Source organism: Streptomyces anulatus, from assembly GCF_000721175.1.
Taxonomy (GTDB): Bacteria; Actinomycetota; Actinomycetes; order Streptomycetales; family Streptomycetaceae; genus Streptomyces; species Streptomyces anulatus_C.
The window spans coordinates 349,233-374,733 of record NZ_JOEZ01000016.1; the positions used below are offsets into that span (position 1 = coordinate 349,233).

General features: G+C 72.3%; 25 protein-coding genes, 1 tRNA gene and 1 pseudogene. 16 read left to right on the forward strand and 11 right to left on the reverse strand.

Annotated features, from left to right (window positions below):
- Window positions 1–91 precede the first annotated feature (91 nt).
- From IG90_RS0119750 to IG90_RS0119765, 4 genes are all read left to right on the forward strand, one after another.
- Window positions 92–667: a TerD family protein gene (locus IG90_RS0119750; RefSeq protein WP_030585954.1), complete on the forward strand. Its 576-nt coding sequence runs from the start codon at window positions 92–94 to the stop codon at window positions 665–667.
- 122 nt (window positions 668–789) lie between these two features.
- Window positions 790–1,365: a TerD family protein gene (locus tag IG90_RS0119755; RefSeq protein ID WP_010057499.1), complete on the forward strand. Its 576-nt coding sequence runs from the start codon at window positions 790–792 to the stop codon at window positions 1,363–1,365.
- 69 nt (window positions 1,366–1,434) lie between these two features.
- The gene (locus IG90_RS0119760) at window positions 1,435–2,586 is read left to right on the forward strand and encodes a DUF475 domain-containing protein (protein ID WP_030585957.1); all 1,152 of its coding nucleotides are present in this window, start codon (window positions 1,435–1,437) and stop codon (window positions 2,584–2,586) included.
- A gap of 130 nt (window positions 2,587–2,716) precedes the next feature.
- Window positions 2,717–3,451 (forward strand): TerD family protein, encoded by a 735-nt coding sequence (locus tag IG90_RS0119765; RefSeq protein ID WP_030585959.1) that lies wholly within the window; start codon window positions 2,717–2,719, stop codon window positions 3,449–3,451.
- Between the two features lie 137 nt (window positions 3,452–3,588).
- On the opposite strand, the gene IG90_RS0119770 is transcribed toward IG90_RS0119765, so the two are convergent.
- Entirely contained in the window at window positions 3,589–4,476 is an 888-nt protein-coding gene (locus IG90_RS0119770; protein WP_030585961.1) for a TerD family protein, read from the reverse strand.
- A 221-nt stretch (window positions 4,477–4,697) separates the two neighbouring features.
- Here IG90_RS0119770 and IG90_RS0119775 point away from each other — a divergent pair, with 221 nt between their 5' ends.
- From IG90_RS0119775 to IG90_RS42160, 4 genes and pseudogenes are all read left to right on the forward strand, one after another.
- The gene (locus IG90_RS0119775; RefSeq protein ID WP_030585962.1) at window positions 4,698–5,924 is read left to right on the forward strand and encodes an HpcH/HpaI aldolase/citrate lyase family protein; all 1,227 of its coding nucleotides are present in this window, start codon (window positions 4,698–4,700) and stop codon (window positions 5,922–5,924) included.
- A 10-nt stretch (window positions 5,925–5,934) separates the two neighbouring features.
- Window positions 5,935–8,457, forward strand: a complete 2,523-nt coding sequence (locus tag IG90_RS0119780; protein ID WP_209443560.1) for a phosphoribosyltransferase — start codon at window positions 5,935–5,937, stop codon at window positions 8,455–8,457.
- A complete protein-coding gene (locus tag IG90_RS0119785) occupies window positions 8,454–9,281 on the forward strand; it encodes an HAD family hydrolase (RefSeq protein WP_030585965.1) in 828 nt (275 codons plus the stop codon). The genes IG90_RS0119780 and IG90_RS0119785 overlap by 4 nt, the downstream gene beginning before the upstream one ends.
- A gap of 33 nt (window positions 9,282–9,314) precedes the next feature.
- A pseudogene (locus IG90_RS42160) lies at window positions 9,315–9,768 on the forward strand (O-methyltransferase); the annotation flags it as partial.
- Window positions 9,769–9,827: 59 nt separating this feature from the next.
- On the opposite strand, the gene IG90_RS42165 reads toward IG90_RS42160, so the two are convergent.
- From IG90_RS42165 to IG90_RS0119795, 3 genes are all read right to left on the reverse strand, one after another.
- Window positions 9,828–10,052 carry an FmdB family zinc ribbon protein gene (locus tag IG90_RS42165; RefSeq protein WP_078585302.1) on the reverse strand — a complete coding sequence of 75 codons (225 nt, stop codon included), beginning with the start codon at window positions 10,050–10,052 and terminating at the stop codon, window positions 9,828–9,830.
- 58 nt (window positions 10,053–10,110) lie between these two features.
- Window positions 10,111–11,601 (reverse strand): coiled-coil domain-containing protein, encoded by a 1,491-nt coding sequence (locus tag IG90_RS0119790; protein ID WP_411572633.1) that lies wholly within the window; start codon window positions 11,599–11,601, stop codon window positions 10,111–10,113.
- A 71-nt stretch (window positions 11,602–11,672) separates the two neighbouring features.
- Window positions 11,673–12,473, reverse strand: coding sequence for a DUF4097 family beta strand repeat-containing protein (locus tag IG90_RS0119795; RefSeq protein WP_030585969.1), 801 nt, complete (start codon window positions 12,471–12,473; stop codon window positions 11,673–11,675).
- Window positions 12,474–12,718: 245 nt separating this feature from the next.
- Here IG90_RS0119795 and IG90_RS0119800 point away from each other — a divergent pair.
- The 3 genes from IG90_RS0119800 (at window position 12,719) to IG90_RS0119810 (ending at window position 14,768) form a co-directional block, all read left to right on the forward strand.
- Window positions 12,719–12,790, forward strand: a tRNA-Val gene (locus IG90_RS0119800).
- Window positions 12,791–13,236: 446 nt separating this feature from the next.
- Window positions 13,237–13,905 carry a GNAT family N-acetyltransferase gene (locus IG90_RS0119805; protein ID WP_030585971.1) on the forward strand — a complete coding sequence of 223 codons (669 nt, stop codon included), beginning with the start codon at window positions 13,237–13,239 and terminating at the stop codon, window positions 13,903–13,905.
- Window positions 13,906–13,958: 53 nt separating this feature from the next.
- Window positions 13,959–14,768 (forward strand): inositol monophosphatase family protein, encoded by an 810-nt coding sequence (locus tag IG90_RS0119810; RefSeq protein ID WP_030585974.1) that lies wholly within the window; start codon window positions 13,959–13,961, stop codon window positions 14,766–14,768.
- 44 nt (window positions 14,769–14,812) lie between these two features.
- On the opposite strand, the gene IG90_RS0119815 is transcribed toward IG90_RS0119810, so the two are convergent.
- Window positions 14,813–15,436 (reverse strand): histidine phosphatase family protein, encoded by a 624-nt coding sequence (locus tag IG90_RS0119815; RefSeq protein ID WP_030585976.1) that lies wholly within the window; start codon window positions 15,434–15,436, stop codon window positions 14,813–14,815.
- Window positions 15,437–15,582: 146 nt separating this feature from the next.
- Here IG90_RS0119815 and IG90_RS0119820 point away from each other — a divergent pair, with 146 nt between their 5' ends.
- The 3 genes from IG90_RS0119820 to IG90_RS0119830 all read left to right on the forward strand — a co-directional run bounded on the left by IG90_RS0119820 (window position 15,583) and on the right by IG90_RS0119830 (window position 16,907).
- Complete coding sequence (locus IG90_RS0119820; RefSeq protein WP_030585978.1) at window positions 15,583–15,801, forward strand: hypothetical protein; 219 nt, start codon at window positions 15,583–15,585, stop codon at window positions 15,799–15,801.
- 346 nt (window positions 15,802–16,147) lie between these two features.
- Window positions 16,148–16,615 (forward strand): DUF7144 family membrane protein, encoded by a 468-nt coding sequence (locus IG90_RS0119825; RefSeq protein WP_030585980.1) that lies wholly within the window; start codon window positions 16,148–16,150, stop codon window positions 16,613–16,615.
- Between the two features lie 70 nt (window positions 16,616–16,685).
- On the forward strand, window positions 16,686–16,907 hold the full coding sequence (locus tag IG90_RS0119830; protein ID WP_030075838.1) for a DUF2277 domain-containing protein: 222 nt from the start codon (window positions 16,686–16,688) through the stop codon (window positions 16,905–16,907).
- A 93-nt stretch (window positions 16,908–17,000) separates the two neighbouring features.
- On the opposite strand, the gene IG90_RS0119835 is transcribed toward IG90_RS0119830, so the two are convergent.
- Window positions 17,001–17,855 (reverse strand): DedA family protein, encoded by an 855-nt coding sequence (locus tag IG90_RS0119835; RefSeq protein WP_030585982.1) that lies wholly within the window; start codon window positions 17,853–17,855, stop codon window positions 17,001–17,003.
- Window positions 17,856–18,052: 197 nt separating this feature from the next.
- On the opposite strand from IG90_RS0119835, the gene IG90_RS0119840 reads away from it, so the two are divergent.
- Window positions 18,053–18,835, forward strand: coding sequence for a superoxide dismutase family protein (locus tag IG90_RS0119840; RefSeq protein WP_030585984.1), 783 nt, complete (start codon window positions 18,053–18,055; stop codon window positions 18,833–18,835).
- A 198-nt stretch (window positions 18,836–19,033) separates the two neighbouring features.
- Here the strand turns inward: IG90_RS0119840 and IG90_RS0119845 are convergent, their stop codons facing one another.
- From IG90_RS0119845 to IG90_RS0119855, 3 genes are all read right to left on the reverse strand, one after another.
- Window positions 19,034–19,483, reverse strand: coding sequence for a DoxX family protein (locus tag IG90_RS0119845; protein WP_030585985.1), 450 nt, complete (start codon window positions 19,481–19,483; stop codon window positions 19,034–19,036).
- A gap of 82 nt (window positions 19,484–19,565) precedes the next feature.
- Window positions 19,566–21,320 (reverse strand): alkaline phosphatase D family protein, encoded by a 1,755-nt coding sequence (locus IG90_RS0119850; RefSeq protein ID WP_030585987.1) that lies wholly within the window; start codon window positions 21,318–21,320, stop codon window positions 19,566–19,568.
- Window positions 21,321–21,475: 155 nt separating this feature from the next.
- The gene (locus IG90_RS0119855) at window positions 21,476–22,120 is read right to left on the reverse strand and encodes an HNH endonuclease family protein (protein WP_030585989.1); all 645 of its coding nucleotides are present in this window, start codon (window positions 22,118–22,120) and stop codon (window positions 21,476–21,478) included.
- A 346-nt stretch (window positions 22,121–22,466) separates the two neighbouring features.
- Between IG90_RS0119855 and IG90_RS0119860 the strand changes: the two genes are divergently transcribed.
- A complete protein-coding gene (locus IG90_RS0119860) occupies window positions 22,467–23,201 on the forward strand; it encodes an ABC transporter permease (protein ID WP_030585991.1) in 735 nt (244 codons plus the stop codon).
- 104 nt (window positions 23,202–23,305) lie between these two features.
- Here the strand turns inward: IG90_RS0119860 and IG90_RS0119865 are convergent, their stop codons facing one another.
- On the reverse strand, window positions 23,306–23,968 hold the full coding sequence (locus IG90_RS0119865; RefSeq protein WP_030585993.1) for an HAD-IA family hydrolase: 663 nt from the start codon (window positions 23,966–23,968) through the stop codon (window positions 23,306–23,308).
- A 232-nt stretch (window positions 23,969–24,200) separates the two neighbouring features.
- A complete protein-coding gene (locus tag IG90_RS0119870; RefSeq protein ID WP_078585303.1) occupies window positions 24,201–25,334 on the reverse strand; it encodes a peptidoglycan-binding domain-containing protein in 1,134 nt (377 codons plus the stop codon).
- Between the last annotated feature and the right edge of the window lie 167 nt (window positions 25,335–25,501).

A 25,501-nucleotide genomic window follows, 5' to 3' on the forward strand; every position in this document is an offset into this window, starting at 1 on the left:
CCGGTCACTAGGATCCAATCGTTGATCCGATGCCAACGAACGACGGGGACGCTGGTGTCTGCCGGCCCCTGAGAAAACTACTGGAGGACTCGTGGGAGTCAGCCTCAGCAAGGGCGGCAACGTCTCGCTGACCAAGGCCGCGCCCAACCTGACCGCGGTCATCGTCGGTCTGGGCTGGGACGCCCGCACCACCACCGGGGGTGACTTCGACCTCGACGCCAGCGCTCTGCTGACGAACCCCGAGGGCAAGGTCGCCACCGACGGCAATTTCGTCTTCTTCAACAACCTGAAGAGCCCCGACGGCTCCGTCGAGCACACCGGTGACAACACCACCGGTGAGGGCGAGGGCGACGACGAGGTCATCAAGGTGAACCTCGCCGGTGTCCCGGCCGACGTCGACAAGATCGTCTTCCCGGTCTCGATCTACGAGGCCGAGAGCCGTCAGCAGAGCTTCGGCCAGGTCCGCAACGCGTACATCCGCGTGGTCAACCAGGCCGACAACACGGAGCTCGCCCGCTACGACCTGAGCGAGGACGCCTCGACGGAGACCGCCATGGTCTTCGGCGAGCTGTACCGCAACGGCGCCGAGTGGAAGTTCCGCGCCATCGGCCAGGGGTACGCCTCCGGCCTGCGCGGCATCGCCCAGGACTTCGGCGTCAACGTCTGACGTTCTGGGCCCAGGGGGTGTCCGGCACTGATCCGCCGGCACCCCTGACCGGGCGCTTTCGACGCCCGCCCCCGGGCGTCGGAAGCGCCCGGTCACGTTTACACGACTCGGGGAGGACACACATGGGCGTCACGCTCGCCAAGGGAGGCAATGTCTCCCTCTCCAAGGTCGCACCCAACCTCACCCAGGTGCTGGTCGGGCTCGGCTGGGACGCACGCTCCACCACAGGAGCAGCCTTCGACCTCGACGCCAGCGCACTGCTGTGCCAGTCCGGCCGGGTGCTCGGTGACGAGTGGTTCGTCTTCTACAACAACCTCACGAGCCCGGACGGCTCCGTCGAGCACACCGGCGACAACCTCACCGGTGAGGGCGACGGCGACGACGAGTCCGTCATCGTCCGTCTCGACCAGGTCCCCGCCCACTGCGACAAGATCGTCTTCCCGGTATCGATCCACGACGCGGACAACCGGGGCCAGGCGTTCGGCCAGGTCAGCAACGCTTTCATACGGGTGGTCAATCAGGCCGACGGCCAGGAACTGGCCCGCTACGACCTGAGCGAGGACGCCTCGACGGAGACCGCGATGATCTTCGGAGAGCTCTACCGGTACAACGGCGAGTGGAAGTTCCGTGCAGTCGGCCAGGGGTACGCGTCAGGCCTGCGAGGCATCGCTCTAGACTTCGGCGTCAACGTTTCATAACGCCGCGCACGGCGCGGGGGGCCCCGGCACACCGGGGGAGGCCCTTTACATAACACGATGGGGTAGCCAGTGGTTCTCAAAACCTTCGGCTGGTCGTTCGCGGTCACCGCGCTCGGCCTGGTCGCAGCGATTCTCTACGGGGGGTGGCAGGCGTTCGGCATCGTCGCGATCCTGTCCGTCCTGGAGATCTCGCTGTCCTTCGACAACGCGGTGATCAACGCCGGAATCCTGAAGAAGATGAATGCCTTCTGGCAGAAGATCTTCCTCACCATCGGCATCCTCATCGCCGTCTTCGGTATGCGACTGGTGTTCCCCGTCGTGATCGTGGCCGTGAGCGCCCAGCTCGGCCCGATCGAGGCCATCGACCTGTCCTTCAACGACCCGGACAGGTACAAGGAACTGGTGACGGACGCCCATCCGTCGATCGCCGCCTTCGGTGGCATGTTCCTGCTGATGATCTTCCTCGACTTCATCTTCGACGAGGACCGGGACATCCACTGGCTGCGCTGGATCGAGCGTCCGCTCGCCAAGCTCGGCAAGGTCGACATGCTGTCGGTCTGCGTCGCGCTGATCATCCTGCTCATCACCGCCACGACCTTCGCGACCCAGGCCCACCAGCACGGTGGCGGGCACGCCGACAAGGCGGCGACGGTCATGCTCTCCGGCATCGCCGGTCTGATCACCTACCTCATCGTCGGCGGGCTCTCCGGATTCTTCGAGAACAAGCTCGAAGAGGAGGAGGAGCGCGAGCACGAGGCCGAGGAAGAGGCCAAGAAGAAGGGCAAGCCCGTCACCGGGGTCGCCCTCGCCGGAAAGGCCGCGTTCTTCCTCTTCCTCTACCTGGAAGTCCTGGACGCCTCGTTCTCCTTCGACGGTGTCATCGGCGCCTTCGCCATCACCAACGAGATCGTGCTGATGGCCCTCGGCCTCGGCATCGGCGCCATGTACGTCCGTTCGCTCACCGTCTACCTGGTGCGCGAGGGCACGCTCGACGACTACGTCTACCTGGAGCACGGCGCGCACTACGCGATCGGCGCGCTCTCCGTCATCCTGCTGATCACCATCCAGTACGAGATCAACGAGCTCATCACCGGTTCGGTCGGCGTGGTCCTGATCGGACTCTCCTTCTGGTCCTCGGTCAAGCGCAACCGTGCGCTCGTCGCGGAATCCGGCGAGGGTGCAGGATCGGGAAGCAAGGCCGAAGTGTCCTCCGGGGTGTGACCCGGTAGGGATTGAGGAACGCTCTCTGCGGGGCGGCCCACACGGCGACGGCTCTCGGGATCTCCCGGACCCGGCCCGGTGGCCGCCCCGCAGTGATGTCCGGGGCGCGCGGGAACAGGTGGGGGTTGGTATGGGATTCTTCGACGGCCTGTGGCCGGGGCGCGCGGCGCAGTTCGACTCGGGCAACTCGACGTCGAGCGCGATCGTGCTGTCCAAGCGGAACGCCACGATCTCGCTCAGCAAACAGGGGGCCCTGTCGGGCAACCTCCGGGTCAATCTGTCCTGGCGGATGCGGACCTCGGACATCGAGGGCCGCTCACGCCAGAGCGGCAGGCTGCGGCGCCCCCTCAAGCTCTTCCAGCCCGAGGTGGTCCAGGCGCACACCCAGGGCGTCGTCAACGTCGACCTGGACCTCGGCTGCATGTACGAGCTGACGGACGGCACCAGGGGGGTCGTGCAGCCCTTGGGCAGCCTGATCGGCGACCTCAACGGCCCGCCCTACGTCCGGCTCAGCGGCGACGACCGCTTCGGTGCACCCTCGGGGGAGACGGTCTACGTCAACCTCGACCAGCGCGACCAGATCAAGCGGCTGCTGTTCTTCGTCTACATCTACGACCGGACGCCCGCGTTCGACCGTACCCACGCCAAGGTCACGCTCTACCCGGGCAACGGCCCGCGCATCGAGATCGAGCTGGACGAACGCGCACCGCAGGCCCGCTCCTGCGCCGTGTTCACCGTGGAGAACATCAAGGACGAGCTGATCGTGCGCCGCGAGGTGAAGTTCGTGTACGGCTTCCAGTCGGAGCTGGACCGGCTGTACGGCTACGGCATGCAGTGGGGGCGCGGCTACAAGTCCCGGACCTGAGCCCGGGCTCCTGAGAAGGCCGGACGCGAGTCGCTGGCCGCGGAAGAGATGCTGGCGCTGTTCCGGGCGGGCGTCAGTCGGAGGCCCTGGACCGTTTCCACCGTACGAGGCGGCTCCTCGCCCAGGACCGGACGACCTCAGGACCGGACGAACTGCGGACCTTGTGGAGGCAGCACGAAATGGGGGTCGGGCGCGTGCGCGGCGGCTGCCGCGGGCTGCGGATAGCCGTACGCGGGCGGCTCGGCGGCCGGCTGCGGATAGCCGTACGCCGGCTGGTGAGGCGCAGCGGCGGCAGCGGGGTGCGCGACCGGCGGCGGGTAGCCGTAGGAGGGCTGCTGGTGCTGGACCGTGGCCTGGGAGTCGGGCCCGGGCCCCGGCGGTACGGCCGGAGGCGGGGGCACGGCGGCCGGGAGGGCCCCCGGGCCCACCGCGGCGGGTCCGTCCTGAGCCTCGTTCGCCCCTGCCGCCCCGTGCGCCGCCTCCGACTCGTCCACCGAGATACCGAAGGCGGTGGCCAGGCCGATCAGACCGGTGGGATAGCCCTGGCCGACCGCGCGGAACTTCCACCCCTCGCCGCGGCGGTAGAGCTCGCCGCAGATGATCGCCGTCTCTTCACCGGTCTCCGGCCGGACATCGAACACCGCCAGCGGCTCGCCCTCGGCGAACGCGGCGTCGAAGAGGAGTATCCGCAGGTCCGGGACCTGTTCGAAGGCGGCCCCGTCGGAGGAGGCCGCGATGACCACCTGGTCCACCGAGGCGTCGAGCGCCCCGAGATCTGCCTCGACCGTGTCCGTCAGCCCTTCCGGGACACTGCGCTTCGGCAGCCGCCGGACCAGGCCGGAGGGGTGCCGGGGCTGGTTGTAGAAGACGAAGTCCTCGTCGGACCGCACCCGCCCGGACGCACCGAGGAGCAGGGCGGAGGCGTCCACGTCGGGGACCTCGGTGCCCGGGGTCCAGCGCAGCACGGCCCGGACGGCCGCGGCATCGACGGGGACGTTCGAGCCCTTCAGCATCGTGTGCGTCATGACCGTCATCCTGCCTGCTGGGGGCCCGTGCGGACAACGCGGGGGGCGGCACGACCTTGCCCGGCGGCGGTTCGGGCAGGGCGCGACGATACCGCGGGAGGGGGTCGGACAAGAGCCGGGTAACCGGAAATTCATGTACATGGGGAACTGTTGACACCCGTCCGTACGTACTATTACCGGCCATACGTTGTTCGGCCGGTCAGGCAGTTCGGGGGAAAATCATGCGTCACTTCGGGCACATATCGCCCACTGCCCGCGAGGGCCTGTTCTTCAGGGAGCCCCGCACCTTCACCGCGGACTCCCCGGCGCGGATGCTCGCCGTCGCCCTGGGGGCCACGCTCTACTCCCCGGCCACCCGCCCGTCGCTCGCCGACGACGTGCTGAAGCAGGCCGGCCGCGGCGTCGTCTCCATGGTGCTGTGCCTGGAGGACTCGATCGACGACGCCGAGGTCACCGACGCCGAAGCCAACCTGATCAGGCAGTTCGCCGCGCTGGCCGCCCGGGACACCGACCCGGAGCCCGCTCTTCCGGGACCGGGCGGCGCCGGGAGCACGCCGGGCGTGGCGTGCGCCGACGTACCGCTGCTCTTCATCCGCGTACGGGAACCGGCCCAGATCACCGACCTGGTGCGGCGCCTCGGCGACTCGGTCCGGATGTTGTCCGGTTTCGTGCTTCCCAAATTCACCGAAGAGCGAGGACGGCAGTTCCTGGAAGCGCTCGCCGAGGCCGAGACGGCGTGCGGCCGACGACTCTTCGCCATGCCGGTCCTCGAATCCCCCGAGCTGCTCCATCTGGAGACGCGCGGCGAAACTCTCCGGGGAATCGCCCGCAGCGTCGACAAGTACCGGGACCGGGTGCTCGCCCTGCGGCTCGGCGTCACCGACTTCTGCTCGGCCTACGGACTGCGCCGCTCGCCCGACATGACGGCGTACGACGTCCATATCGTCGCGTCCGTGATCGCCGACGTGGTCAACGTGCTCGGCCGCGCCGACGGCACAGGCTTCACGATCACCGGCCCGGTCTGGGAGTACTTCCGCCGCCAGGAACGCATGTTCAAGCCCCAGCTGCGTCGCAGCCCCTTCCTGGAGGGCCGGGCCGAGGAACTGCGGACGGCCCTCATCGAGCACGACCTCGACGGACTGCTCCGGGAGATCGAACTCGACCGTGCCAACGGGCTGCTCGGCAAGACCTGCATCCACCCGTCGCACGTGGCGCCCGTGCACGCCCTGTCCGTGGTCAGCCACGAGGAGTTCACCGACGCCCAGGACATCCTGAGCCCCGCACGCGGGGGCGGCGGGGTGCTGCGCTCGGCGTACACGAACAAGATGAACGAAGTGAAGCCCCACCGGGCCTGGGCCGAGCGCACGCTCCAGCGGGCCGAGGTCTTCGGGGTGGCGAAGGAAGACGTCGGCTTCGTGGACCTGCTGGCCGCCGGCCTGACGAACTGAGCGCGCATCGATGAGCGAGCGCGTGACGAGAGAAGAGACCGTGGACGTGGTGTGGTCGGGCAACTGGGTGGCGAAGCGGCTGGGAGTCGCCCTCGAAGGCGACGGAGAGCTCCAGGAACTGCTGGGCCTGGCCCTGCGCCGCAACCCCAAGAGGGCGCATCTACTGGTGTCCAACGTGCTGGGCAAGCACGTGCCGCAGCTGCCCTCCGTCGTCCATGGCGCCGGGTTCGAGCTGGGTGAGCGGGTACGGGCGCTGCTCGGCGCTCAGGAGGCCCGCCGCGCGGTGGTCCTCGGATACGCGGAGACGGCCACCGGTCTCGGCCACGCCGTCGCGGACGGCCTGAGGGACGCCCCGTACCTCCACTCCACCCGGCGTCCGGTGGCGGGCGTCGAGCAGGCGGGCGGCTTCGAGGAGTCCCACTCGCACGCCACCTCGCACCTGCTGCTGCCGGAGGACGGTGAGCTGCTGGCGGGGGGCGCGCAGGCGTCCACCCTGGTGCTGGTCGACGACGAGTTCTCCACCGGCAACACGGTCCTCAACACCATCCGCGCGCTGCACGCACTGCACCCGCGCGAGCGGTACGTCATCGTCGCCCTGGTCGACATGCGCTCCGCCGGCGACCGCGACCGGCTGACCGCCTTCGCCGCCGAGATCGGCGCCCGCGTCGACCTGGTGACGCGCAGTACCGGGACGGTCGCCCTGCCGGACGGCGTACTGGAACGCGGCCAGGCCCTGGTCGCGGCCCAGGAGGCGGAGCAGGCGGAAGAGGCGGAGCAGGCGGCTGCTTCCGCTTCCGCCCCTGTCACCCGGGTCGACCTCGACTGGCCCGCAGGCGTCCCCGACGGCGGCCGGCACGGCTTCACCCCCGCCCACCGGGCAGCCCTCGAAGCGGCGCTGCCGGCCATGGCGGACCGGATCGCGGCCGCGCTGGGCGGCGGAGCGGCGGCGGACGGGGGCCAGGCCCCCCGCCGGATCCTCGTCCTCGGCTTCGAGGAGCTGATGTACGCCCCGCTGCGCCTGGGCACCGCCCTCGAAGTGGCCCTCGGAGCCGACACCGAGGTCCGCTACTCCACCACCACCCGCTCGCCCGTCCTGGCCGTCGACGACCCCGGCTACGCGATACGCACCCGCCTCGTCTTCCCGGCCCACGACGACCCGGCGGACGGCCCCGGCGACCGGTACGCGTACAACGTGGCGGGCGCCGGCTTCGACGCCGTGGTCGCCGTCGTCGACTCCACCGCCGACACCCCCGAACTGCACGCCCCCGACGGACTGCTGGCCCGGCTCGCCGAGCACACCGGCCACGTCCTCCTCGCGGTGGTCCCGTCCTACGTCCCGGCCACATCCGCATCCGAACGGCAGGAGCCCGCCGTGCTGCCCGAGCCCCTCCGAGGCCCCGACTTCTCCAGTTACGCGCCGGAGGACGTCGGCTGGCTGCTCCAGGACCTCTCGGACACCGAGCTGGAAGCACCCACCGAGGAGCGCGAGGAGGCCATCCAGAGCGGCGGCGCGCACTACGCGGAGTCGCTGCCCGTCGAGTACCAGCCGAGCGCCGCGTACCAGGCCCTGTTCACCGCCGCCCTGGAAACCTCCGCCGCGCGCATCGCCCGCGCGGTGGGCACCGTCACCGAGACGGTCCTCGCCGAACGCGGCCCGCGCCCCGTGCTCGTCTCGCTCGCCCGCGCCGGAACCCCGGTCGGGGTGCTGATGCGCCGCTGGGCCCAGCACCGGCACGGTCTGGACCTGCCGCACTACGCCATCTCCATCGTCCGGGGCCGGGGCATCGACGCCACCGCCCTGCGCTGGCTGGCCGCCCATCACGACCCGGCCGACGTGGTGTTCGTCGACGGCTGGACCGGGAAGGGTGCGATCACCCGCGAACTGGCGGCGGCCATAAGCGAGTTCGAGGCGTCGGGCGGGCCCGCCGGTTTCGACCCGGAGATCGCGGTGCTCGCCGACCCCGGCGGCTGCGTACGGACATACGGCACCCGCGAGGACTTCCTCATCCCCTCGGCCTGCCTCAACTCCACGGTCTCCGGCCTCATCTCCCGTACGGTGCTCCGCGCCGACCTGGTCGGCCCCGACGACTTCCACGGCGGGAAGTTCTACCGGGAACTGGCGGACTCCGACGTGTCGGGCGACTTCCTCGCCGCGGTGACCGCCCGCTTCGCCGAGGTGGCGGAACAGGTCGAGGCCGAGGCCAAGGAACTGCTCGCCGCCGACCGCGCCCCGACGTGGGAGGGCTGGGCGGCCGTCGAGCGGATCAGCGAGGAGTACGGCATCCACGACGTCAACCTGGTCAAGCCGGGCGTCGGCGAGACCACCCGGGTCCTGCTCCGCCGGGTCCCCTGGAAGATCCTCGCGAAGCGCGGCGCGGGCGCGGACCTGGAGCACATCCGGCTGCTGGCCGAACAGCGCGGCGTCCCGGTTGAGGAGGTCGACGACCTCCCGTACAGCTGTGTCGGACTGATCCACCCCCGGTTCACGCGCGGCGCGACGGGCGCGGACGGCAAGGCGGTGCAGGGCGCATGAGCGTGACTTCGCCTTCCTCGGTCACGCTGGTGGCGAGCGACCTCGACCGTACGCTCATCTACTCGGCGGCCTCGCTGGAGTTGTCGATGCCGGACGCGGAAGCCCCCCGGCTCCTGTGCGTGGAGGTGTACGGCCACAAGCCCCTCTCGTACATGACGGAGAGGGGAGCCGCCCTCCTCACCGACCTGGCCGGCTCCACGGTCTTCGTGCCGACCACCACCCGCACCCGCGAGCAGTACCAGCGCATCCACCTCCCCGGCCCCGTCCCCCGGTACGCGATCTGCGCCAACGGCGGTCACATCCTGGTCGACGGCGTCTCCGACCACGACTGGCGGAAGCGGGTGGAAGCCCGGATCGCCGCCGAGTGCGCCCCGCTCACCGAGATCCGCGCCCATCTCGCCACCACCGCCGACCCGGCCTGGCTGCTCAAGGAACGGGTCGCCGAGGACCTCTTCGCCTACCTCGTCGTCGAACGCTCCCTGCTGCCCGAGGAGTGGGTGAAGGAACTGGCCGCCTGGGCCCGGCCGCGCGGCTGGACCGTCTCGCTCCAGGGCCGCAAGATCTACGCGGTCCCGGCGCCGCTCACCAAGAGCGCCGCCATGCACGAGGTCGCCCGCCGCACCGGCGCCACGCGCACCCTCGCCGCCGGGGACTCCCTCCTCGACGCCGACCTGCTGCTCGCCGCCGACCTCGGCTGGCGCCCCGGCCACGGCGAACTGGCCGACGATGGCTGGAGGGCTCCGCACGTGACGGCGCTGGAGGAGCGGGGCGGAGCGGCGGGGGAGGAGATCCTGCGGCGTTTCCTGGCGGCTTCCGCTGCGTGAGGGCGCAGGTCCGCGAGGCTGGGGCTGACGGGGGAAGCGGCCACGTTCACCGGGTTCAGCGCCCTGGCGACGGCCCGGGCACTGCCCGCCGACGGCACGCTGATCGCCTGCGACATCTCGGAGGAGTGGACGGCGCACGGCCGTGAGGCCTGGGCGAAGGCGGGCGTCGCGGACCGGATCGACCTGCGCATCGCCCCGGCGCTGGACACCCTGCGCGCGATGCCCGCCGAGCCGCACATCGACTTCGCTTACCTGGACGCGGACAAGCACGGCTACATCGTGTACGGGGAGGAGCTGGTGTCGAGGATGCGGCGGGGCGGGGTCATCGCCACGGACAACGTGCTCTTCCACGGCGGGGTGACGGACCCGGGGGCGACCGGCCCGACGGCGGATCAAGAAGTTCGACGACCACGTGAGCGCCGACGCCCGGATGGACAGCGTCCTTCTGACGGTCTCGGACGGACTGACGCTGTCCCGCAAGAAGTAGCGCGCCGCGCGCGCGGTGGCGTTACCGCGAGCCTTTCGCAGTGTCGGCACCCGCCGGGCTCAGCCGCAGCAACCGCCCCCGCAGCAACCCCCGCCCCCGCCCCCGCCCCCGCCGGACGGCGCGGGAGCGGACCCGGCGGCACCGCCCACGGCCACGGCGGACAGCAGCTTGACGGTGTCGTCGTGGCCTGCGGGGCAGGAGGCGGGGTCCGAGGACTGAGCCATGGGACGGCTGAGTTCGAACGTGTCTCCGCAGGTGCGGCAGCGGAATTCGTAACGAGGCATGGGCTCAGGCTAGAGCCATCACGGCCCGGGGGCTACGCCCTCCTTCGACCGCGCGGGCTCAGGCGCCGCCGCCGCGCTCCTCGCGGATGTCGGAGACGACCCGGGCGGCGGTCTGCCGCACGGCCTCGGTCTCGGTCAGGAAGTGCCAGTAGTCGGGGTGGCGCCCCTCCAGACCGGCGATGGCGCGTTCCAGCCGGGCCACGGAGTCGTCCAGGGGCCGGGCGTGCCGGGGGTCGGGCGTGTGCCGGCCGGCCATGGCGAGACGCTGGGCGTCCCGCACCGCGAACCGGGTCCGCTCGATCTCCTGCTGCGGGTCCTTCGCTACGGCGTTCAACTGCCGCAACCGGTCCCCGGCGGCGGAGACCGCCTCGTCCGTCGCGTTGAGCAGGGCGCGGACCGTGCTCAGCCGGGACGTGGCGTCCGCCCAGCGCTGCTCGTCGCGCGCCTTCGCCGCCTCGGCGAGCTTCTCCTCGGCCTGCGTCACGTTCACGGCGGCCTGCTCCGGGACGGGCTGGAGGTCCTGCCAGCAGGCGGCCGAGAAACGCCGCCGCAACTCGCTGAGCACCGGCTCCACCGAACCCGCCCGCGTCGTGAGCGCCTGCGCACGGGTCCGCAGGGACACCAGCCGCCGGTCGATCTCGGCGGCCCGCTCGGGCAGCCGCTCCGCCTCGGTGCGCAGGGCCTCCGCATCGCGCAGCACCACATCGGCCCGCTGGAGGGTCTCCGCGACGCCGTGCTTTCCCGCGCCCTGGTTCAGCTTGGTCAGCTCCGGGGCGAGCGCGGCGAGCCGGCCGGCGAGCTCATCGGCCCGCAGCCCCGCAGCCCGTACGGTGTCGAGGGCGTTGCTCGCCCCCAGGAGCGCCTGCCGGGCCCGCTCGACGGCGGGGGCGAGCCGGGCGAGCTGCGTCTCGGCGCTGCCCAGCAGGGGACCGAGCCCCTGGGCGAAGCGGTCCAGCTCGCCCTTGACCCGTACGAGGTCGTCCCTGGCCCGGGTCAGCTCGGTGCGGGCCCGGGAGGCGACGGCGGGCTCCAGATCGTCCCGGTCCAGGTCATGGCTGTCGACGGCGGTGATGTAGGTGTGACTGACCTCGTCGATGCGCCGACCGAGTGCGGCGAAGTCCTCGGAGGCCTTGCGCCCGCGCGAGGAGCCGTCCACGGCGTTGATCGTCTCGATGGAGATCCTGAGATCACGCTGGGCGCTGTCCAGGTCGTAGAAGGCCTCGGCGGCGGCGTCCTTCGCGGCCTGCGCCTCGGCCCGCTGATTCTCCCCGCGCCCGCCGAACCACCGGCGCGTACCGCCACCGGCGAAGGCGGCGGGCAGCGCGGCGAGCACGAGGGGAACGGGCAGCAGTATCAGCGCCAGGAGATCCCGCCCACCGGAACCGCGCCGGCCACCGGCCACACCCCGGCCACGGGAGTCGCCCCGACCACCCGGGATCCGGGACCTCCCGGAGGCGTGCCGCCCCGGCAGAACCTGACCACCCTGACCACTCTGGACGGCGGAACTTCCACCCGCTCCTGCCTCCGGCCGCGCGTGTGTCGCCGTCACATCCCTCTCCCGTGCCGATTCGCCCTGCCCGGTACATTCTCCCACCAGGTAAGGACGAACACACGGGCCGGTTAGTTCGCGCTTCGCACGGTGACTTGGCCGTTGTCGCTGCGCGCCTTCACCACATGGGTGCTGTCGTCGGCACGCGGCACCCCGATCGAGACGTCCCCGTTGTCGGCGGAGGCGTTCACCGCGTATTTCTGCCCACCCGGCGGCAGATCGATGGTGATGCCCCCGTTGTCGCTCACGGTGTCCACCAGGTCGGGCACGGAACTGAAGCCCAGCCGGATCTCCCCGTTGTCGGCGCGGGCGATCACGGAGGAGCCGGATATCCGGTCCGCCCGGATCTCCCCGTTGTCGCTCTTCAGCCTCAGCGCGCCGCTCGCGTCCCGGACGTTGATCTCACCGTTGTCGGACGAGAGGTCCAGTGCACGGTCGAAGCCGGTGGCACTGACCGTCCCGTTGTCCGACGAGGCCGTCACATCGACCCCGCGGGGCACCTTCACCTGGTGCCGGGAGTTGCAGTTGTTGATCAGCGCGTCGCACTTCACCCGGAGCGTGAGGGTGTCACCCTCCATGCTCCAGACGGGGTCGGGCCCACTGCCGAGCACCACCCACCCGTCGACCTGCCGCTCCACCTCGATCTGCTCCACGTCGGCCGGCACGAGGTCCACGGTGCCGTTCTCGGCTTCGATGGTCAGCGTCTTCCCCTCCAGGGCGAACGACTTGCGCTCGACGGGGGCGCCGTCCACGTCCGTACTCCCACACCCGGTGAGCGCCAGGACCAGCAACGCGACCCCACCCCCCAGCGCGAGGGCCCGCCCGGGAGCCCCGAGGCGGGTGCGGGTCGGTGCGCTCGTAACCATGTCCACGGTGATCGGTCCCCCAGTGCGTGCTGCCGGACGGTGCCACCGGACGTCGCTGCCGGTGCACTCAAACCGTATGCGCCTCCGGCCCCCGACGGGATCCGGACCGCTACCGTCTCGGGGGTGGGGTTATCCCCCGCCTCCGGCCCCTGGTCCGTGCCCGGAACCGGCCCCGGAGGCGGCGTCCCGGCCCCGCCCCGAACCGTTTATGAGCCGGGGCCCCGGTCCATGTACGCTGTTGCCTCATCCACGGGTGCGTAGCTCAGGGGTAGAGCGCTGCTCTTACAAAGCAGATGTCGGCGGTTCGAAACCGTCCGCGCCCACCGACACGAAGGCCCCCGACCGATCATGGTCGGGGGCCTTCGGCGTCCCTTCCCTTTGCCCTGAGGCCTACCCGGTGCGCGACGAGAGGGGCGACGAGGACGTGCACGGCCGGGGGCCCGTGGCTGCGGCTGGTCGCGGCCAACCTGATGTTCCTGAAGAGCGTCTCAGAGGCCGGTGGCGGCGGGGAGGAGCCGGCCATGGTGCACAACCGGCTGCTGGAGCCGGAGACGGCTCATCTGCGCGACGGTCTGCCTCCCGGGCTGCCGGTTTCGCGGTCGGCGCGGGCGTGGCTGTCGGAGGCTTGGCCGGGGAACATCGATGTGTCAGCCGCGCGTCAACTGCGTACAGGTGGATGAAGAGTTCGTCTTCCAGCGCGCCGTGTGCCGTGTGGTGATGCGGCGGTACGGGCGGCCGGACCGAATGGCGAGGGACGAGGGGGCACTTCATGGGGCAGACGCTGGCGGAGATCCTGGACGGGGCGGCGTGCGGGCGGTTTCCGGAGACCGACGGGAGGACGACCGTGGTCCCCGCGCCGAGTGGCCGCGACACGGGAGTGATCGCCTTCACCGCGCACTCGGTCGTGTTCACCGATGAGGACCCCGAGTGGGTCCATGCGACGTTGGCCGCTCTGGACTGCGATGCGTTGGCCGCGACCATGCATCCCCGCTTTCTGATGGCCTTCCTGGAACGCACCGGGCGGGTCACCGACACGATCGACCTTCTGACCGTGGCGTCCTCGCTGCCCGGTGTGCCAGGGCTGGAGCTGCGGGAGGTCACCGATCCCGTGCACCCGCGCGTGGTGAGTGCCCGCCGACGCCGGGACGGGGTGCGGATGTGGGAGTCCGACGGGGGAGTGCTGGTGCTCGGGCGCGGGGTGGCGGGGCGTTGGGAGGTGGCCGTCGAGGTGGACGGGAACGCCCGGCACCGGGGCCTCGGCCGGGCCCTCGCCACCGCCGCCCGGCACTTGGTGCCCCCGGGCGAACCGCTCTGGTCGCAGCAGGCCGCGGGCAACGCGCGCAGCATCCGGGCGTTCCGAGCCGCCGGGTTCCGGCCGGTCGGATCGGAGGCGCTGCTGCTGCGCAGCCGTCAGGGACTCGACGCCGGGGAAGCGTGACGGGCCACTCCCGGGTCCGTACGAGGAAACCGCCTCCCGCTACCGTGCTCGCCATGATCGAATCACTTGCCGGCCCGACGGACACCGAGGTGGCGGCAGCCGCCGCGCTGGCCGGGGCGGAGGTCGTGCGCGCTCGTTACGGGCGGCTCCACTCCCGCATCGACAAAGGCGCCGGGGACTTCGCCACCGACGCCGACGTGGCGGCCGAGGAGGCGATCCTCGACGTCCTCCGTGCCGCACGGCCCAGGGACGCGGTGCGCGGCGAGGAGGGCGGTCGGCGAGGCGCGGTCGGTGCGGTGCGGGAGTGGCTGGTGGATCCCTTGTGCGGGACGCTCAACTACGCCGCCGGTTCCCAACTGGTCGCCGTCAACGTGGCTTTGCGTGACGGCCCGGCCGCTGTGGCCGATCCGTTCAGCGGGGAGGTCTTTCTCACCGACGGCGAGAGTGCCCGGGTCCGGCATGTCGGTGGAGGCGACGAGCCGTTGGCGCCGACCGCGGACACCCGGCTGGTGGACGTGAACCTCGACCCGCCCTTCCCGAGCGCCCCCGGATTCCGGGCGGTGGACCTGCTCGCCCACCCCGGGTTCGTCGAGCACTTCCGCCCGCGCGTCGTTTCCACGACGCTCGCGCTGGCCTGGGTCGCGGCCGGCCGCCGGGCCGCCTATGTCACCGACGGCGGCGACTTGACCGGGAGCGTGCACTTCGCCGCCGGGATCGCCCTGTGCCGGGCCGCCGGCTGCGTCGTCACCGGGGTCGACGGCGCCCCGGCCGGACCGGGCGGCCGGGGCCTCGTCGTGGCCGCTGACGCCGGGACGCATGGGCTGCTGCTGTCGTTGATCCCTGGTCGTGGGCGGGGTGTTTGAGCCGTTGCCGCTGCCGGGCGGGTGCCGGCCCATGGCGTCTCCCCTCAGACGTGCAGCTCGGGCGGGAAGCCGGTCCAGCGGAGTTCGGTGGGCAGGTGGCCGGTGTCGTTGAAGAGGAGGAGGGCTGGGGGGCGGCCGGGTGCGTAGCGGATGACGGTCAGCGCCGCGTTGGCGTGGTTGATGCCCAGCCAGCGCCACTTCGGGGCGTCCAGCGCGGCCCGGACGAGCCAGCCGACGAGGAAGTTGTGGGTGACGAGGAGTTCATGGCGGGGCTCGTCGCCCTCGATCGTGCCCGTGAACCGCGCGAGGGCCTCCTGGGCCAGCCCGGGGCCCTGCTCGCACTCCGCCGCCGGGAACCCGGCCAGCCGGGCGAGCGTCTCGTCGGCCGACTCCGCCGGCAGCTCCTCGCGTCGCGGCAGGTACGGGATGTAGTCGCCGGCCGGTTCGGACCGCACCAGGGGAACCCGCGCCAACTGCTCGCCGACCAGACGCGCCGTCTGCTCGGCGCGGGCGAGCGGGCCGTGGTGGATCGCCGTGATCGGGGCTCCGCGGAGCCGCTCCCCGAGCAGGGCGGCCTGACGGCGGCCCGCGTCCGTCAGCGTGCTCTCGTCGGCGGAGGCCTGACCGTGCCGCGTGAGGTACAGATAGCGGGCAGCCGTTGCTGTCATGGGCGGGTCCTTCGTCGCGGTTCATGATCATACGAACGTCTGGAGGGACGTCGGCCCGCGCTCGGGCGGTTCCGCCGGGCGGTGCGAGGGGCAGGGGGCCGGTATCCCGGGATGCGCGGGGGCAGTGCTCGGGGCACGGTGGAGGCATGGCCGAGCACCCGCCCGTGATCGTCTATCCGCCTTCCGCGACCGGAGGGCGGCGGGTCACCGTGCACGGGCAGATCGTGGGCCTGGCGCACGGGAGGGGCGAGGTGGCCGCGCTGCTGCGGGCCGCGGGGTTCGCCCCGGGGCCCGGCCAGGTCGTCGAGCTGGACCGGCCCGGGCTGATCGAATGGCGCGGCGGCGACCTCGACACCTGGGAGTGATCCCGTGAAGAGTCGTCGTACGGCACGCGAGATCGCCGCGATCGAACCACCGCCCGGTTACTACGTGGCCGGGGGCGAGCCCCGGCCGCGTAGTAGCGCGCGCTGATCCTGGACTGGGTCGTGAGCCGGCGTCGCTCTGGTCGACCGCGGCGTCGAGCGCGTGGCTCGCACCGTCGACGCCCAGGGGCGCATCGTCATGGTCAGCGCGCCGTGACAGGTCACCCGAACGGGTGCGTCCGGGTGGCTGCGCCCGGAGGCCACGAGGAACGTCGGAGCTGATCTGCCCGCACCGCCAGGGCAGGTCAGGACAGCAGGCGCCAGCGTCTGTTCCGACCAAGGAGTGCTCATGTCGCAGCCCAGCACACCCACACCCGGCGCATCGCGCTCCGCCGACGCCCGTCCGGGCGGAGGAGGTTCCGGCAGCCCGTGGTCGGCCGGGGGAACCGTGTTCGCGGGTGTCCTGCTCTTCGTGGACGGCATCCTCGGAGTGCTGAAGGGCATCGCGGGGATCGCCTCGAACGATGTCTACGCGCGGATCAACGACTACGTCTTCAAGTTCAGCGTGACCTCGTGGGGCTGGATCCACCTCGTCCTCGGCGTGATCCTCATCCTCGTGGGCTTGGGCATCCTCAAGGGCGCGACCTGGGCCCGCGGCGCGGGCGTCGCCCTCGTCTCCCTGAACCTCATCGCCAACTTCATGTGGCTCCCGTACACCCCGGTCTGGGCCATCGTCACCATCGCGATCGACGTCTTCGTCATCTGGGCCCTGTGCACGGACCGGTCGAACCCGAGCGACCTGGTGCGGAGCAGCTGAACCGGCCGGGACGGCGGGCGGGCGGCGGCGAGGGGTGTCCGTTGTCAGTGGGGCGGTCCACACTGGAGTCATGTGCCGCAGCATCAAGACGCTCCGCCCGCCCGCCCTCCCCGAAGAGGCCACCGAGGAGGACATGCGGGCCGCCGCCCTTCAGTACGTACGGAAGGTCTCCGGGTTCCGCGCGCCCGCCGCGCACAACCGGGAGGTCTTCGACCGTGCCGTCGACGAGATCACCGCAGCCACGATGAAGCTGCTCGACGGCCTGGAGATACGGGGCGCGGCCAAGGGCTGAGTCCCGCCACGCGGAAGGTCCCGTTCCTCCGGTGGGCGGCTTCGGTGGACTCCTTCGGCCTGCCTTGCGCCTGCCCTTCGCCCTGCCCTTCGCTCAGGGGGCGGCAGGGGCGGGCGCGGACACCGGTCCCGGCCCACCGAGGGCGGCCTGCCCGCTCGGGGGTGCGGTGCCGGGGGCAGGCGTGGGCGACGGTACGGACACGAAGGGCGCGGTCGTAGGCGCTGCGGCTGTCGGCGTGTCCGTGGCTCCGGCTCCCGGTGCCTCCGCCCCCGCCCCCGCATCCGCCTTCGTGGGCACCGCCGCTGCCGCCGCTGCCGGCGCCGTCGTCCGCGTCGCCGGACGCTTCACCACGAACGCGGCCAGCGCGCCCGCCACGAACAGGGCCAGCACCGAAACGGCCGTGCCGAACCACGTCGAGCCCAGCCAGCGGCCGCCGAAGTAGCCGAGCCCCACGCTGTAACCCGCCCAGGCCAGGCCCGCCAGCGCGGACCAGGGAAGGAAGTCCCGCTTCCTGTGGTGGGCGGCGCCCGCGCCGAGGGAGACCACGGAGCGGCCGGCTGGAGCGAACCGGGCGATGACCACCAGTGCACCGCCGCCCCGGCTCAGTGTCGCGCCGAGACGTTCCTGCGCGGTGGTGAGACGGCGGGAGCGGGCGATGGCCCGGTCCAGCCGGTCGCCCCCGCGCCAGGCGAGGCGGTACGCGACGAGGTCGCCGAGGACCGAGGCGGTGGCCGCGCAAAGGATCAGTACGACGAGCGAGGGGACCTGCCCGCCGGTGCCCTCGTCGGTGCCGCTGACGGTGGTGGAGCCCGCCGCGGCCGCTGTGGCGGCCGTGATGACGAGAACACCGCTGGGCAGCAGGGGCAGGAAGACGTCCAGGAGAACGGAGAGGGCGACCACCGCGTAGATCCATGGGCCGCTGGTCAGCGCGGCCACACTCTCTGGCACCGTCTACTACTCCCCGATCGTGTCAACGCCGCGACGTCGCAGGGGAGCGGCAGGGGCGGCAGGTTCAGCTGTACAGCGTACGCGTGGGCATTCTCCGGGCCTCGCGCAGGGCGGGTGATGTTGTGCAGGTCACGTACACCTGGAGGCCATGTGCCCGTTAGGAGGGGAGAACCACCGGCACGAGCGAGGAGCAGCGCATGACGGCATGGATGGTACGGACGGGACACGGGTCGGCGCACCCGAATTCGGGGCGGCTGGGGACGGCGGCACGGGAGGACGGCGCGGCCGCGCGGGTCCGGGGGGTCTCCCGCGTTCCGGGCGTGCTGGCGGGCACGGTGGCCCTGCTGACGCTGGCCTGCGGCGTGGGTGTCGCCCATGGGGCGGATGACGTGGCGTCCGGTTCCGGCACGGCACCCGGTGGCCACGGTGCGCACGGCGCTCCTGCGGAAGGGGCATCGGCGCAGGTGCCCGGCGGCGGTGGGGACCCGAGTCACGCCGACGACGTCGCCGCGGCGGCGGGCGGCAGCTCGTGGACGAGGGTCGCCGGGGTGTTCTCCCCGCCCGGTTCCTTCGTTCCGTCCGACGCGCTGACGTACGACACCCGGCTGGTGCCGGCGGGCGCGCGGATCGAGATCACACAGTTCGCGGACCCGTCCGGCACCCGGGTCGAGGCGCGGCTGCGAGGGCTCGTGCCCGGCCGTGCGTACGGGATGCACGTGCACACCGCGCCCTGCGGCGCGGATCCCGCCGCGGCTGGGCCTCACTACCAGCACCGTCCGGCGGCGACCGCCGACCCGGTCAACGAGGTGTGGCTGGACTTCCGGACGGACGAGGACGGCGACGGGCGGGCGGAGGCCCTGCACGGCTGGGGCTTCCGGGAGGGCGGGGCGCGGTCGGTGATCATCCACGACCGGCAGGGCGGTGCGGGGGAACGGGCGGCCTGCTTCACAGTGCCGTTCGCACCCCACGGTCGGGGGTGACGGGGCCTCCGCACCCCCGGGTGGATCACGGCGTACGGCGGTGAACGAATGGCGGCGTACGGCGGTGCCCCGGTCCCTTCGCGGAGGGCCGGGGCACCGCCGTACGTTCCCGGGCTCGCTGCCGGTTCCTCGCCGCGCGCCGGGTCGGCGCCGGAACGCGGGGGCCGGGAGAGGGCCGGGATGCGGACGGCCGGTCCGTCAGGCCGGGACGACCGGGGTCTGCTCGCTCCGGGCCGTGCCCTCGGCGGTGGCCGCCGTGTCCCGCGAACCGAAGAAGCGGTCCAGGGCGACGGCTCCCGGACCGGTGAAGACCAGCAACAGGAACGCCCAGCAGAACATCGCCGACGGCTCGCCGCCGTTCTGGAGCGGCAGGAACGCCTCGGGCTGGTGCACCTTGAAGTACGCGTAGGCCATCGAACCGGAGGCGAGGAAGGAGGCGGCACGGGTGCCGAGGCCGAGGGCGACCAGGGCCCCGCAGACCAGCTGGATCAGAGCGGCGTACCAGCCGGGCCAGGCGCCGGTCTCCGCCTGGTCGCCGCCCATCACTCCGAAGAGCGAGGCGGCGCCGTGGAAGGCGAAGAGCAGGCCGACGACGAAGCGGAAGAGGCTGAGCACGTAGGGCTGTGCCCGGTTCAGGCGGATGAGCATGGGGGGAGCTCCTTCGGTCGAGGTGGGGACGTGAACCGACTGAGCGCCTGAGGTTAGGGAAACCTCACCAGTGCTTGCAACTTCAACATTCTGTCGAGTGGCCGAAAGTCGCCTCGGTCTCAGGGGTGAGTGAACGCTCAAGAACCGTCTCCAGCTGGGCTCCCTGCTTGCTCGCTGTGGCCTGTACCAATGTCAGCGCAGACTTCCGGCCAAGCAACGTGAGCGTCATGAGCTGGTTACCGAACCAGGGGCCGCCCGCCCTGCTCCAGGTCACCGGCGGCGCTCCCGTACGGCCGTGGCGGCTCAGCGCCCGGCCGATCCACCGGCCCGCCCCGCTCCAGCCGAAGCGGAAACCCGTCCGGATGGACCGGGGGATCGAGTTGTGCACCGGGGAGCAGGTCAGCTGAAGGACGCGGGACACCGGGGCGTTCCCGGGGCCACGACCGGAAGGGGATCCGGGGCCGTGCCCGGCGTCCGGCCACCGGGGTTCGGCGATGTAGGCGTGGTGCACATCGCCCGAGAGGACGCATACCGTCGCCGGGGCGTCCGGACCGCTCCCCGCCTCCCGCAGCAGCTCCGTGAACCGGTCGAAGGATTCCGGGAAGGCGGCCCAATGTTCCAGGTCGGACGCACGGCGGAGCTTCTCGCCGAACCGTGCCCAGCGTTGCCCGCGTACGCCCGCGCACAGGGCGGCGTTCCAGCGCTCCGCCTCGTGGACGAGCGGCGGCAGCAGCCACGGCAGGGAGCTGCCGATGAGGAGGTGATCGTACGAAGTGGGGTCGTCCAGGACCGCTTCCCGCAGCCATCCGGCCTCCTGGGCGTCGAGCATCGCCCGCTGTTCCTCGGCCAGGACGCGGGCCGCGCGGGTGTCGACCATCACCAGCCGTACTCGGCCGAAAACACGCCGGTAGCTCCACCGGGCACGGGTGGGATCCGCTTCGGTCTCGGCGGCGAAGCGGCGCAGTGCCTCGGTGCCGTCGGGCGAGGCCCTGACCGCCGCGTACACGGGGTCGGCGGCCAGCTCGGCGGGGGAGAGGTTGCCCAGATGCTGGTGGACCCAGTACGACATCAGCCCGCTGACGATCCGTTCGTGCCACCAGGGCGTGGCGCGCATCTCCCGCTGCCAGGCTTCGCTGGTGTTCCAGTCGTCGATGACGTCGTGATCGTCGAAGATCATGCAGCTCGGAACGGTGGAGAGCAGCCAGCGCACCTCCGGGTCGCGCCACGATTCGTCGTAGAGGTAGGTGTACTCCTCGTAGTCCGCGATCTCCGCGCCCGGCGGCTCTGCCAGGTCCCGGCGGGCGGCGAGCCTTCGCCGGGTCGCCCCGGAGGTTTCGTCCGCGTACACCTGGTCGCCGAGGAGCAGCAGGACGTCGGGCCGCTCGGCCGCGGGATCCGCGGCGAGGCGGGCGGCCAGCGTGACCAGGGCGTCGGGACCCACGGGGTCGTGCCCGCCGCCGGGAGCGGCCGCCCAGCGGCACGACCCGAACGAGATCCGCACGCCGTCCGGCTCCGCGCCGGCGCCCTCGGCCGCCGGCGTAGTCACCGATGGCGTGGTGATGGTGCTCGGCGGGAGACGGGCGTCGTCGGGCGGCCAGACGCGCCGGGAGCCGATCAGCACCTCGTACGCCGTGGTGGTGCCGGGGGTCAGACCCGTCACCACCACCAGGGCGTAGTGGTGTCCGGCCACCGCGAAGGTGGGTGACGACCCCGAGGCGCCGTCCGTGCACCGGACCTGCACGGTGCACGGACGGCTCGCCTCGACCCAGACGGTCGCGGTTGACCCGGTCTCCCAGTCGACGTGCCGCAGCAGTGGTCCCAGGCGTAGCCCGGCCATGTGATGTCTCCTCGCTACGCCGTCACGGATGGGTTCCGTAACGTACAGAACGAGGAGGGATGGCGCACGGCTTCCGGCGGGTGGGCGGTGGCCAATGGTCGTGCGAGGTGGCCACCGGACGTGCGAGCGAGGTGGTCACCGGACGTGCGCGGTGGTCAGCAGCCGTTCAGGGCGGACTGCAGGGCGCTCTTCTCGGCGGAGTCCACGCTCAGGTTGTAGTGCTTCTTCACGTGGACCCAGGCGCGGACGTAGGTGCACTTGTACGAGGAGCGCGGCGGCATCCACTCGGCCGGGTCCTTGTCGCCCTTGGACTGGTTCACGTTGTCGGTGACCGCGATGAGCTGGGGGCGGGTCAGGTCGTTCGCGAACGACTGGCGTTGGGCGTTGGTCCAGCTGCTCGCGCCGGAGCGCCAGGCCTCGGCGAGCGGGACCATGTGGTCGATGTCCACGTCGGACGCGGCGCTCCAGGTGGCGCCGTCGTAGGGCGAGTACCAGCTGCCGCTGACCGCGGCGCAGGCGGCGTCCTGCTGGACGTTCGTGCCGTCGCGCTTGAGGACGACCTCGCGGGTGTTGCAGGTGCCCGACTGGGTGATCCAGTGCGGGAACTTGTCGCGGCTGTAGCCGCTGGACGAGCCCTCCGCGCCGACGGTGAGCTGGCCGAGGTAGGTGCGTGCGGTCGCCGCGCTGACCGGGGTGGGCATGGCGGCCTGCGCGCTCGGGGCGGTGAACAGGGCGGACGTGGCGGCGAGTGCGGCTGTTGCGGCGACGACGGAGAGGCGACGCGCGTAGACACCGGACATGCGAACTCCCTTGTTGTGGGGGGCTTGGGCGGGCGTTAGGTGGGGCCCGGCCATCGTGGCGACGCCAGGTTTCGGCGGGGTGGGCGTCAGGTAACAGGGTGGCGACATGTGCACGTCACATCAAGGGGTGTGCAAGGGGCGTGACGGATCGCGGGAGCGCACGGAACCGCCACGGAGGATGTGTCCGGGGGGTGTCGGGCGTCCGGCGAGGGCTCGGGGCGCTCGGTGTTCGTGGCCGCGCCCCGGGGTGTGGTGGTGCGGGCGGTGTTCGTGGCCGCGTCCCACGGGCGTGCCGGTGCGGGCGGTGCCGCCGGGGGTGGTGGGGGTGCGGCTCTATCGTTGCCGCGTGCTGCTTCCGGTCTCCGTCACCCTCGGCGTCGTCCTCGCCGTCCTGCTGGTGCTCGCCGCCGCCGTCGCCGCGTGGGCCTCGCTGGGCCGGTCGCGCGAGATCCTCGTCGCCGGGGTGCGGGCGGCGGTCCAACTCTCTGCCGTCTCCCTGCTCATCGGCTGGGTGGTCCGCTCCCTGGCACCGCTTCTCGGGTTCGTGGCGATGATGTTCGCCGTGGCGGTGTGGACAGCCGGGCGCCGGGTCACCGGCAACCGCACCTGGTGCTGGGCGGCCGTGCCGATCGGAGCGGGCGTGCTGCCCGTGGTGGGGGCGCTGCTGCTCACGGGGCTCGTGCCGCTGCGGGGCCTGGCGCTCGTTCCGGTGGCGGGCATCCTCATCGGAGGGGCGCTCACCGCGACCGTGCTCGGCGGGCGGCGGGCCCTGGACGAACTCACCGGCCGGCGCGGTGAGGTGGAGGCGGGCATGGCCCTCGGGATGCTCGACCGGGACGCCCGGCTGGAGATCGTGCGGCCCGCGGCGTCGGACGCGTTGCTGCCCGGGCTCGACCAGACCCGGACGGTCGGGCTCGTCACCCTGCCGGGGGCGTTCGTGGGCATGCTGCTGGGCGGCGCCTCACCCGTGGAGGCGGGCGCCGTGCAGCTGTTCGTCCTGGTGGCACTGATGGCGGTCCAGGTGGTGGCCGTCGCGGCGGTCCTGGAGCTGGTCGCGCGCGGGCTGCTGCACCGGGACTGAACCCCGGGGGCGAGGCAGGCCGGCCCCGGCCCCGGGGGCCGGAGGGCCGAGGCCGGGAAGGGGAAGAGGCTGGGAAGAGGGAGAGGGAGAGGGAGAGGGAGGTCTCAGGCCTCGTCGATGTGCAGGCGGATCGTGCCGTCCCCGGCCGCCTCCACCCGTACCCGCGTCAGGTCCTCGACATGGGCGTCCGGTGCGAGGGCCGCGGCGCGCGGGCCGACGCCCACGACGCGCATGCCCGCCGCCCGGCCCGCCGCGATGCCCGCCTCGGAGTCCTCGAACACGATGCAGTCCGCCGCGTCGAAGCCCAGCTCCGCCGCGCCCTTGAGGAAGCCCTCGGGGTCCGGCTTGCTGGCCCCGACCTGCTCGGCGGTGACGCGGACGGCGGGCATCGGCAGCGCGGCCGCACCCATCCGGGCCGTGGCGAGCGCGGTGTCGGCGGAGGTCACCAGCGCGTGCGGCAGCTCGGCGATCGCGGCCATGAACGCGGGCGCCCCGCCGATCGGTACGACGCCCTCGACGTCGGCGGTCTCCTCGGCGAGCATCACCCGGTTGTCCGCGTGGTTCTCCTCCACCGGGCGGTCCGGGAGGAGGACGGCCATCGTGGCGTACCCCTGACGGCCGTGCACCACCTTGAGCGCGGCCTCGGGGTCCAGCCCGTGCTCGATCGCCCAGCGCCGCCAACAGCGCTCGACCACCGCGTCGGAGTTCACGAGGGTGCCGTCCATGTCGAGCAGGAGGGCGTGTGCGGTGAGGACGGTGGCCGGCATCGGCTGCTCCAGAACACGGGGAGATGGGCGAACGGCCCGGGTGCGCGTGCCGCGGGGCATGGCGTTCACGGGCTGCGAAGAGGGGCGCGGTACGAGGTGTTCCCGTACGAGGTCTTCCGTACCAGAGCAACCCCCGCCCGCCGGTCAGGGAGTGCGGGCGGGAGCTACTTTGTTCCACCACGATACAAAAACCGGGGCGGTAACGCCAGTCCCTCTGCCCGGCGGCCGGGGCTCAGCGGCGTCCGGGTCCGCGCACGCTCGTCTCCGCCTCCAGCGCCCGCCGGGTGTTCGGTCCGTACGTGCCTGTCGCATCGCCCTGGATCGCCTTGTACGACTGGTAGATCGCCACGGAGTACGCCAGCTGGTCGGTGTAGTTCCCGTCGGACGGCCCCGGGTAGAGCCACTCCCCGACGTTCCGGAGCCGGTTCTGCAGCTCGACGACCTCCGGGCCGCGGTCGCCGGGCCGCAGCGAAGGGCCGGCCGGTTCCGCGGACGGGGCGTCGGGTGTCGGGGCCTGGGGTGCGCCACCGTCCGGCGTGGACGACGCGCTCGCCGTCGGCGACGCGGACGCGGTGGCGCTCGGCGTGGGCTTCGGGCTCCGGGTCGGCGATGCGGACGCGGACGGCGATGCGGACGGCGTGGCCGATGCGGATCGCGTACGGGACGGAGTGGCCGACGCGGAGGGGGACGGGGCCACCGACGCGGCCGGTTCGTCCTCGGTGTCCGGCACGCTCGTGGTGGCCTCCGGCAGGGCCTCGTCCCGGCTTTCGTCGCCGCCGAACAGCCCGCCGGCGAAGGCTGCCGTGCCGACCACCGCGGCCACGGCCGCCCCCACGGCGAGGGCCCCGAAGGGGCGCCTGCGGCGCGGCTGTACGGGGTCGGGGCCGAAGGCGGGGGCCGCGCCCGTACCTGCCTCCGTCCCCGGCATCCATGTCCCACCCATGCCCATGCCCACGCCCGCGTCCGGGCGGTCGCCGCCCAGGAACAGCGGCATCGTGGTCGCCGCCGCCCCCGCGGCGTCGGCCTCCGTCGGGCCGGCCCCGGAAGCCGGGCCCTCCCACGTGCCGGCGGGCCGTGTGCCCTCCCATGTGCCGTCCGGCCGTGTGCCCTCCCGCGTACCGAGCCCCGAGTCCGGCTCGCCACCCCCAGGCGCCCCGGCGTGGTCCGTCAGTGTCACGTACGGCCGGATGCGCAGCGGGTCGAAGTCCTCGGCCGCGGCGATCTCCGCCGTACGGGCGGCGCGCTGTTCGTCCTCCGTGAGCCGCGCCGGACGCGCGCCCGCGCCGCACCGGCACGGCATCCGGTGCTCCGTGCCGGGCTCCCCGGCCGTCCGTCTCCCGCACTCCGGGCATGCGTGTCCGGTCATCGTGGGTCCCCTCCCCTTGAACTGCCTGCGATTATGCAGCCCGCTCCGGGGAAGCCCAACGGCCTGCCGGGGCGCGGCCCGCCTCTGGCAGGCCATAACAGGGCGAAACGTCCAGGATGGGGGTGTAGTGGATCCGTGCATCAGTGGATCGGCGAGTTCAGCGGATC

Bases quoted from the DNA above. Each gene is read 5' to 3' on its own strand.
- IG90_RS0119755 (WP_010057499.1), top strand. From the start codon at position 790: ATGGGCGTCACGCTCGCCAAGGGAGGCAATGTCTCCCTCTCCAAGGTC.
- IG90_RS0119765 (WP_030585959.1), top strand. From the start codon at position 2,717: ATGGGATTCTTCGACGGCCTGTGGCCGGGGCGCGCGGCGCAGTTCGAC.
- IG90_RS0119770 (WP_030585961.1), bottom strand. From the start codon at position 4,476: ATGACGCACACGATGCTGAAGGGCTCGAACGTCCCCGTCGATGCCGCG.
- IG90_RS0119775 (WP_030585962.1), top strand. From the start codon at position 4,698: ATGCGTCACTTCGGGCACATATCGCCCACTGCCCGCGAGGGCCTGTTC.
- IG90_RS0119780 (WP_209443560.1), top strand. From the start codon at position 5,935: ATGAGCGAGCGCGTGACGAGAGAAGAGACCGTGGACGTGGTGTGGTCG.
- IG90_RS0119785 (WP_030585965.1), top strand. From the start codon at position 8,454: ATGAGCGTGACTTCGCCTTCCTCGGTCACGCTGGTGGCGAGCGACCTC.
- IG90_RS42165 (WP_078585302.1), bottom strand. From the start codon at position 10,052: ATGCCTCGTTACGAATTCCGCTGCCGCACCTGCGGAGACACGTTCGAA.
- IG90_RS0119805 (WP_030585971.1), top strand. From the start codon at position 13,237: ATGGGGCAGACGCTGGCGGAGATCCTGGACGGGGCGGCGTGCGGGCGG.
- IG90_RS0119810 (WP_030585974.1), top strand. From the start codon at position 13,959: ATGATCGAATCACTTGCCGGCCCGACGGACACCGAGGTGGCGGCAGCC.
- IG90_RS0119815 (WP_030585976.1), bottom strand. From the start codon at position 15,436: ATGACAGCAACGGCTGCCCGCTATCTGTACCTCACGCGGCACGGTCAG.
- IG90_RS0119820 (WP_030585978.1), top strand. From the start codon at position 15,583: ATGGCCGAGCACCCGCCCGTGATCGTCTATCCGCCTTCCGCGACCGGA.
- IG90_RS0119825 (WP_030585980.1), top strand. From the start codon at position 16,148: ATGTCGCAGCCCAGCACACCCACACCCGGCGCATCGCGCTCCGCCGAC.
- IG90_RS0119830 (WP_030075838.1), top strand. From the start codon at position 16,686: ATGTGCCGCAGCATCAAGACGCTCCGCCCGCCCGCCCTCCCCGAAGAG.
- IG90_RS0119840 (WP_030585984.1), top strand. From the start codon at position 18,053: ATGACGGCATGGATGGTACGGACGGGACACGGGTCGGCGCACCCGAAT.
- IG90_RS0119845 (WP_030585985.1), bottom strand. From the start codon at position 19,483: ATGCTCATCCGCCTGAACCGGGCACAGCCCTACGTGCTCAGCCTCTTC.
- IG90_RS0119850 (WP_030585987.1), bottom strand. From the start codon at position 21,320: ATGGCCGGGCTACGCCTGGGACCACTGCTGCGGCACGTCGACTGGGAG.
- IG90_RS0119855 (WP_030585989.1), bottom strand. From the start codon at position 22,120: ATGTCCGGTGTCTACGCGCGTCGCCTCTCCGTCGTCGCCGCAACAGCC.
- IG90_RS0119865 (WP_030585993.1), bottom strand. From the start codon at position 23,968: ATGCCGGCCACCGTCCTCACCGCACACGCCCTCCTGCTCGACATGGAC.
- IG90_RS0119870 (WP_078585303.1), bottom strand. From the start codon at position 25,334: ATGACCGGACACGCATGCCCGGAGTGCGGGAGACGGACGGCCGGGGAG.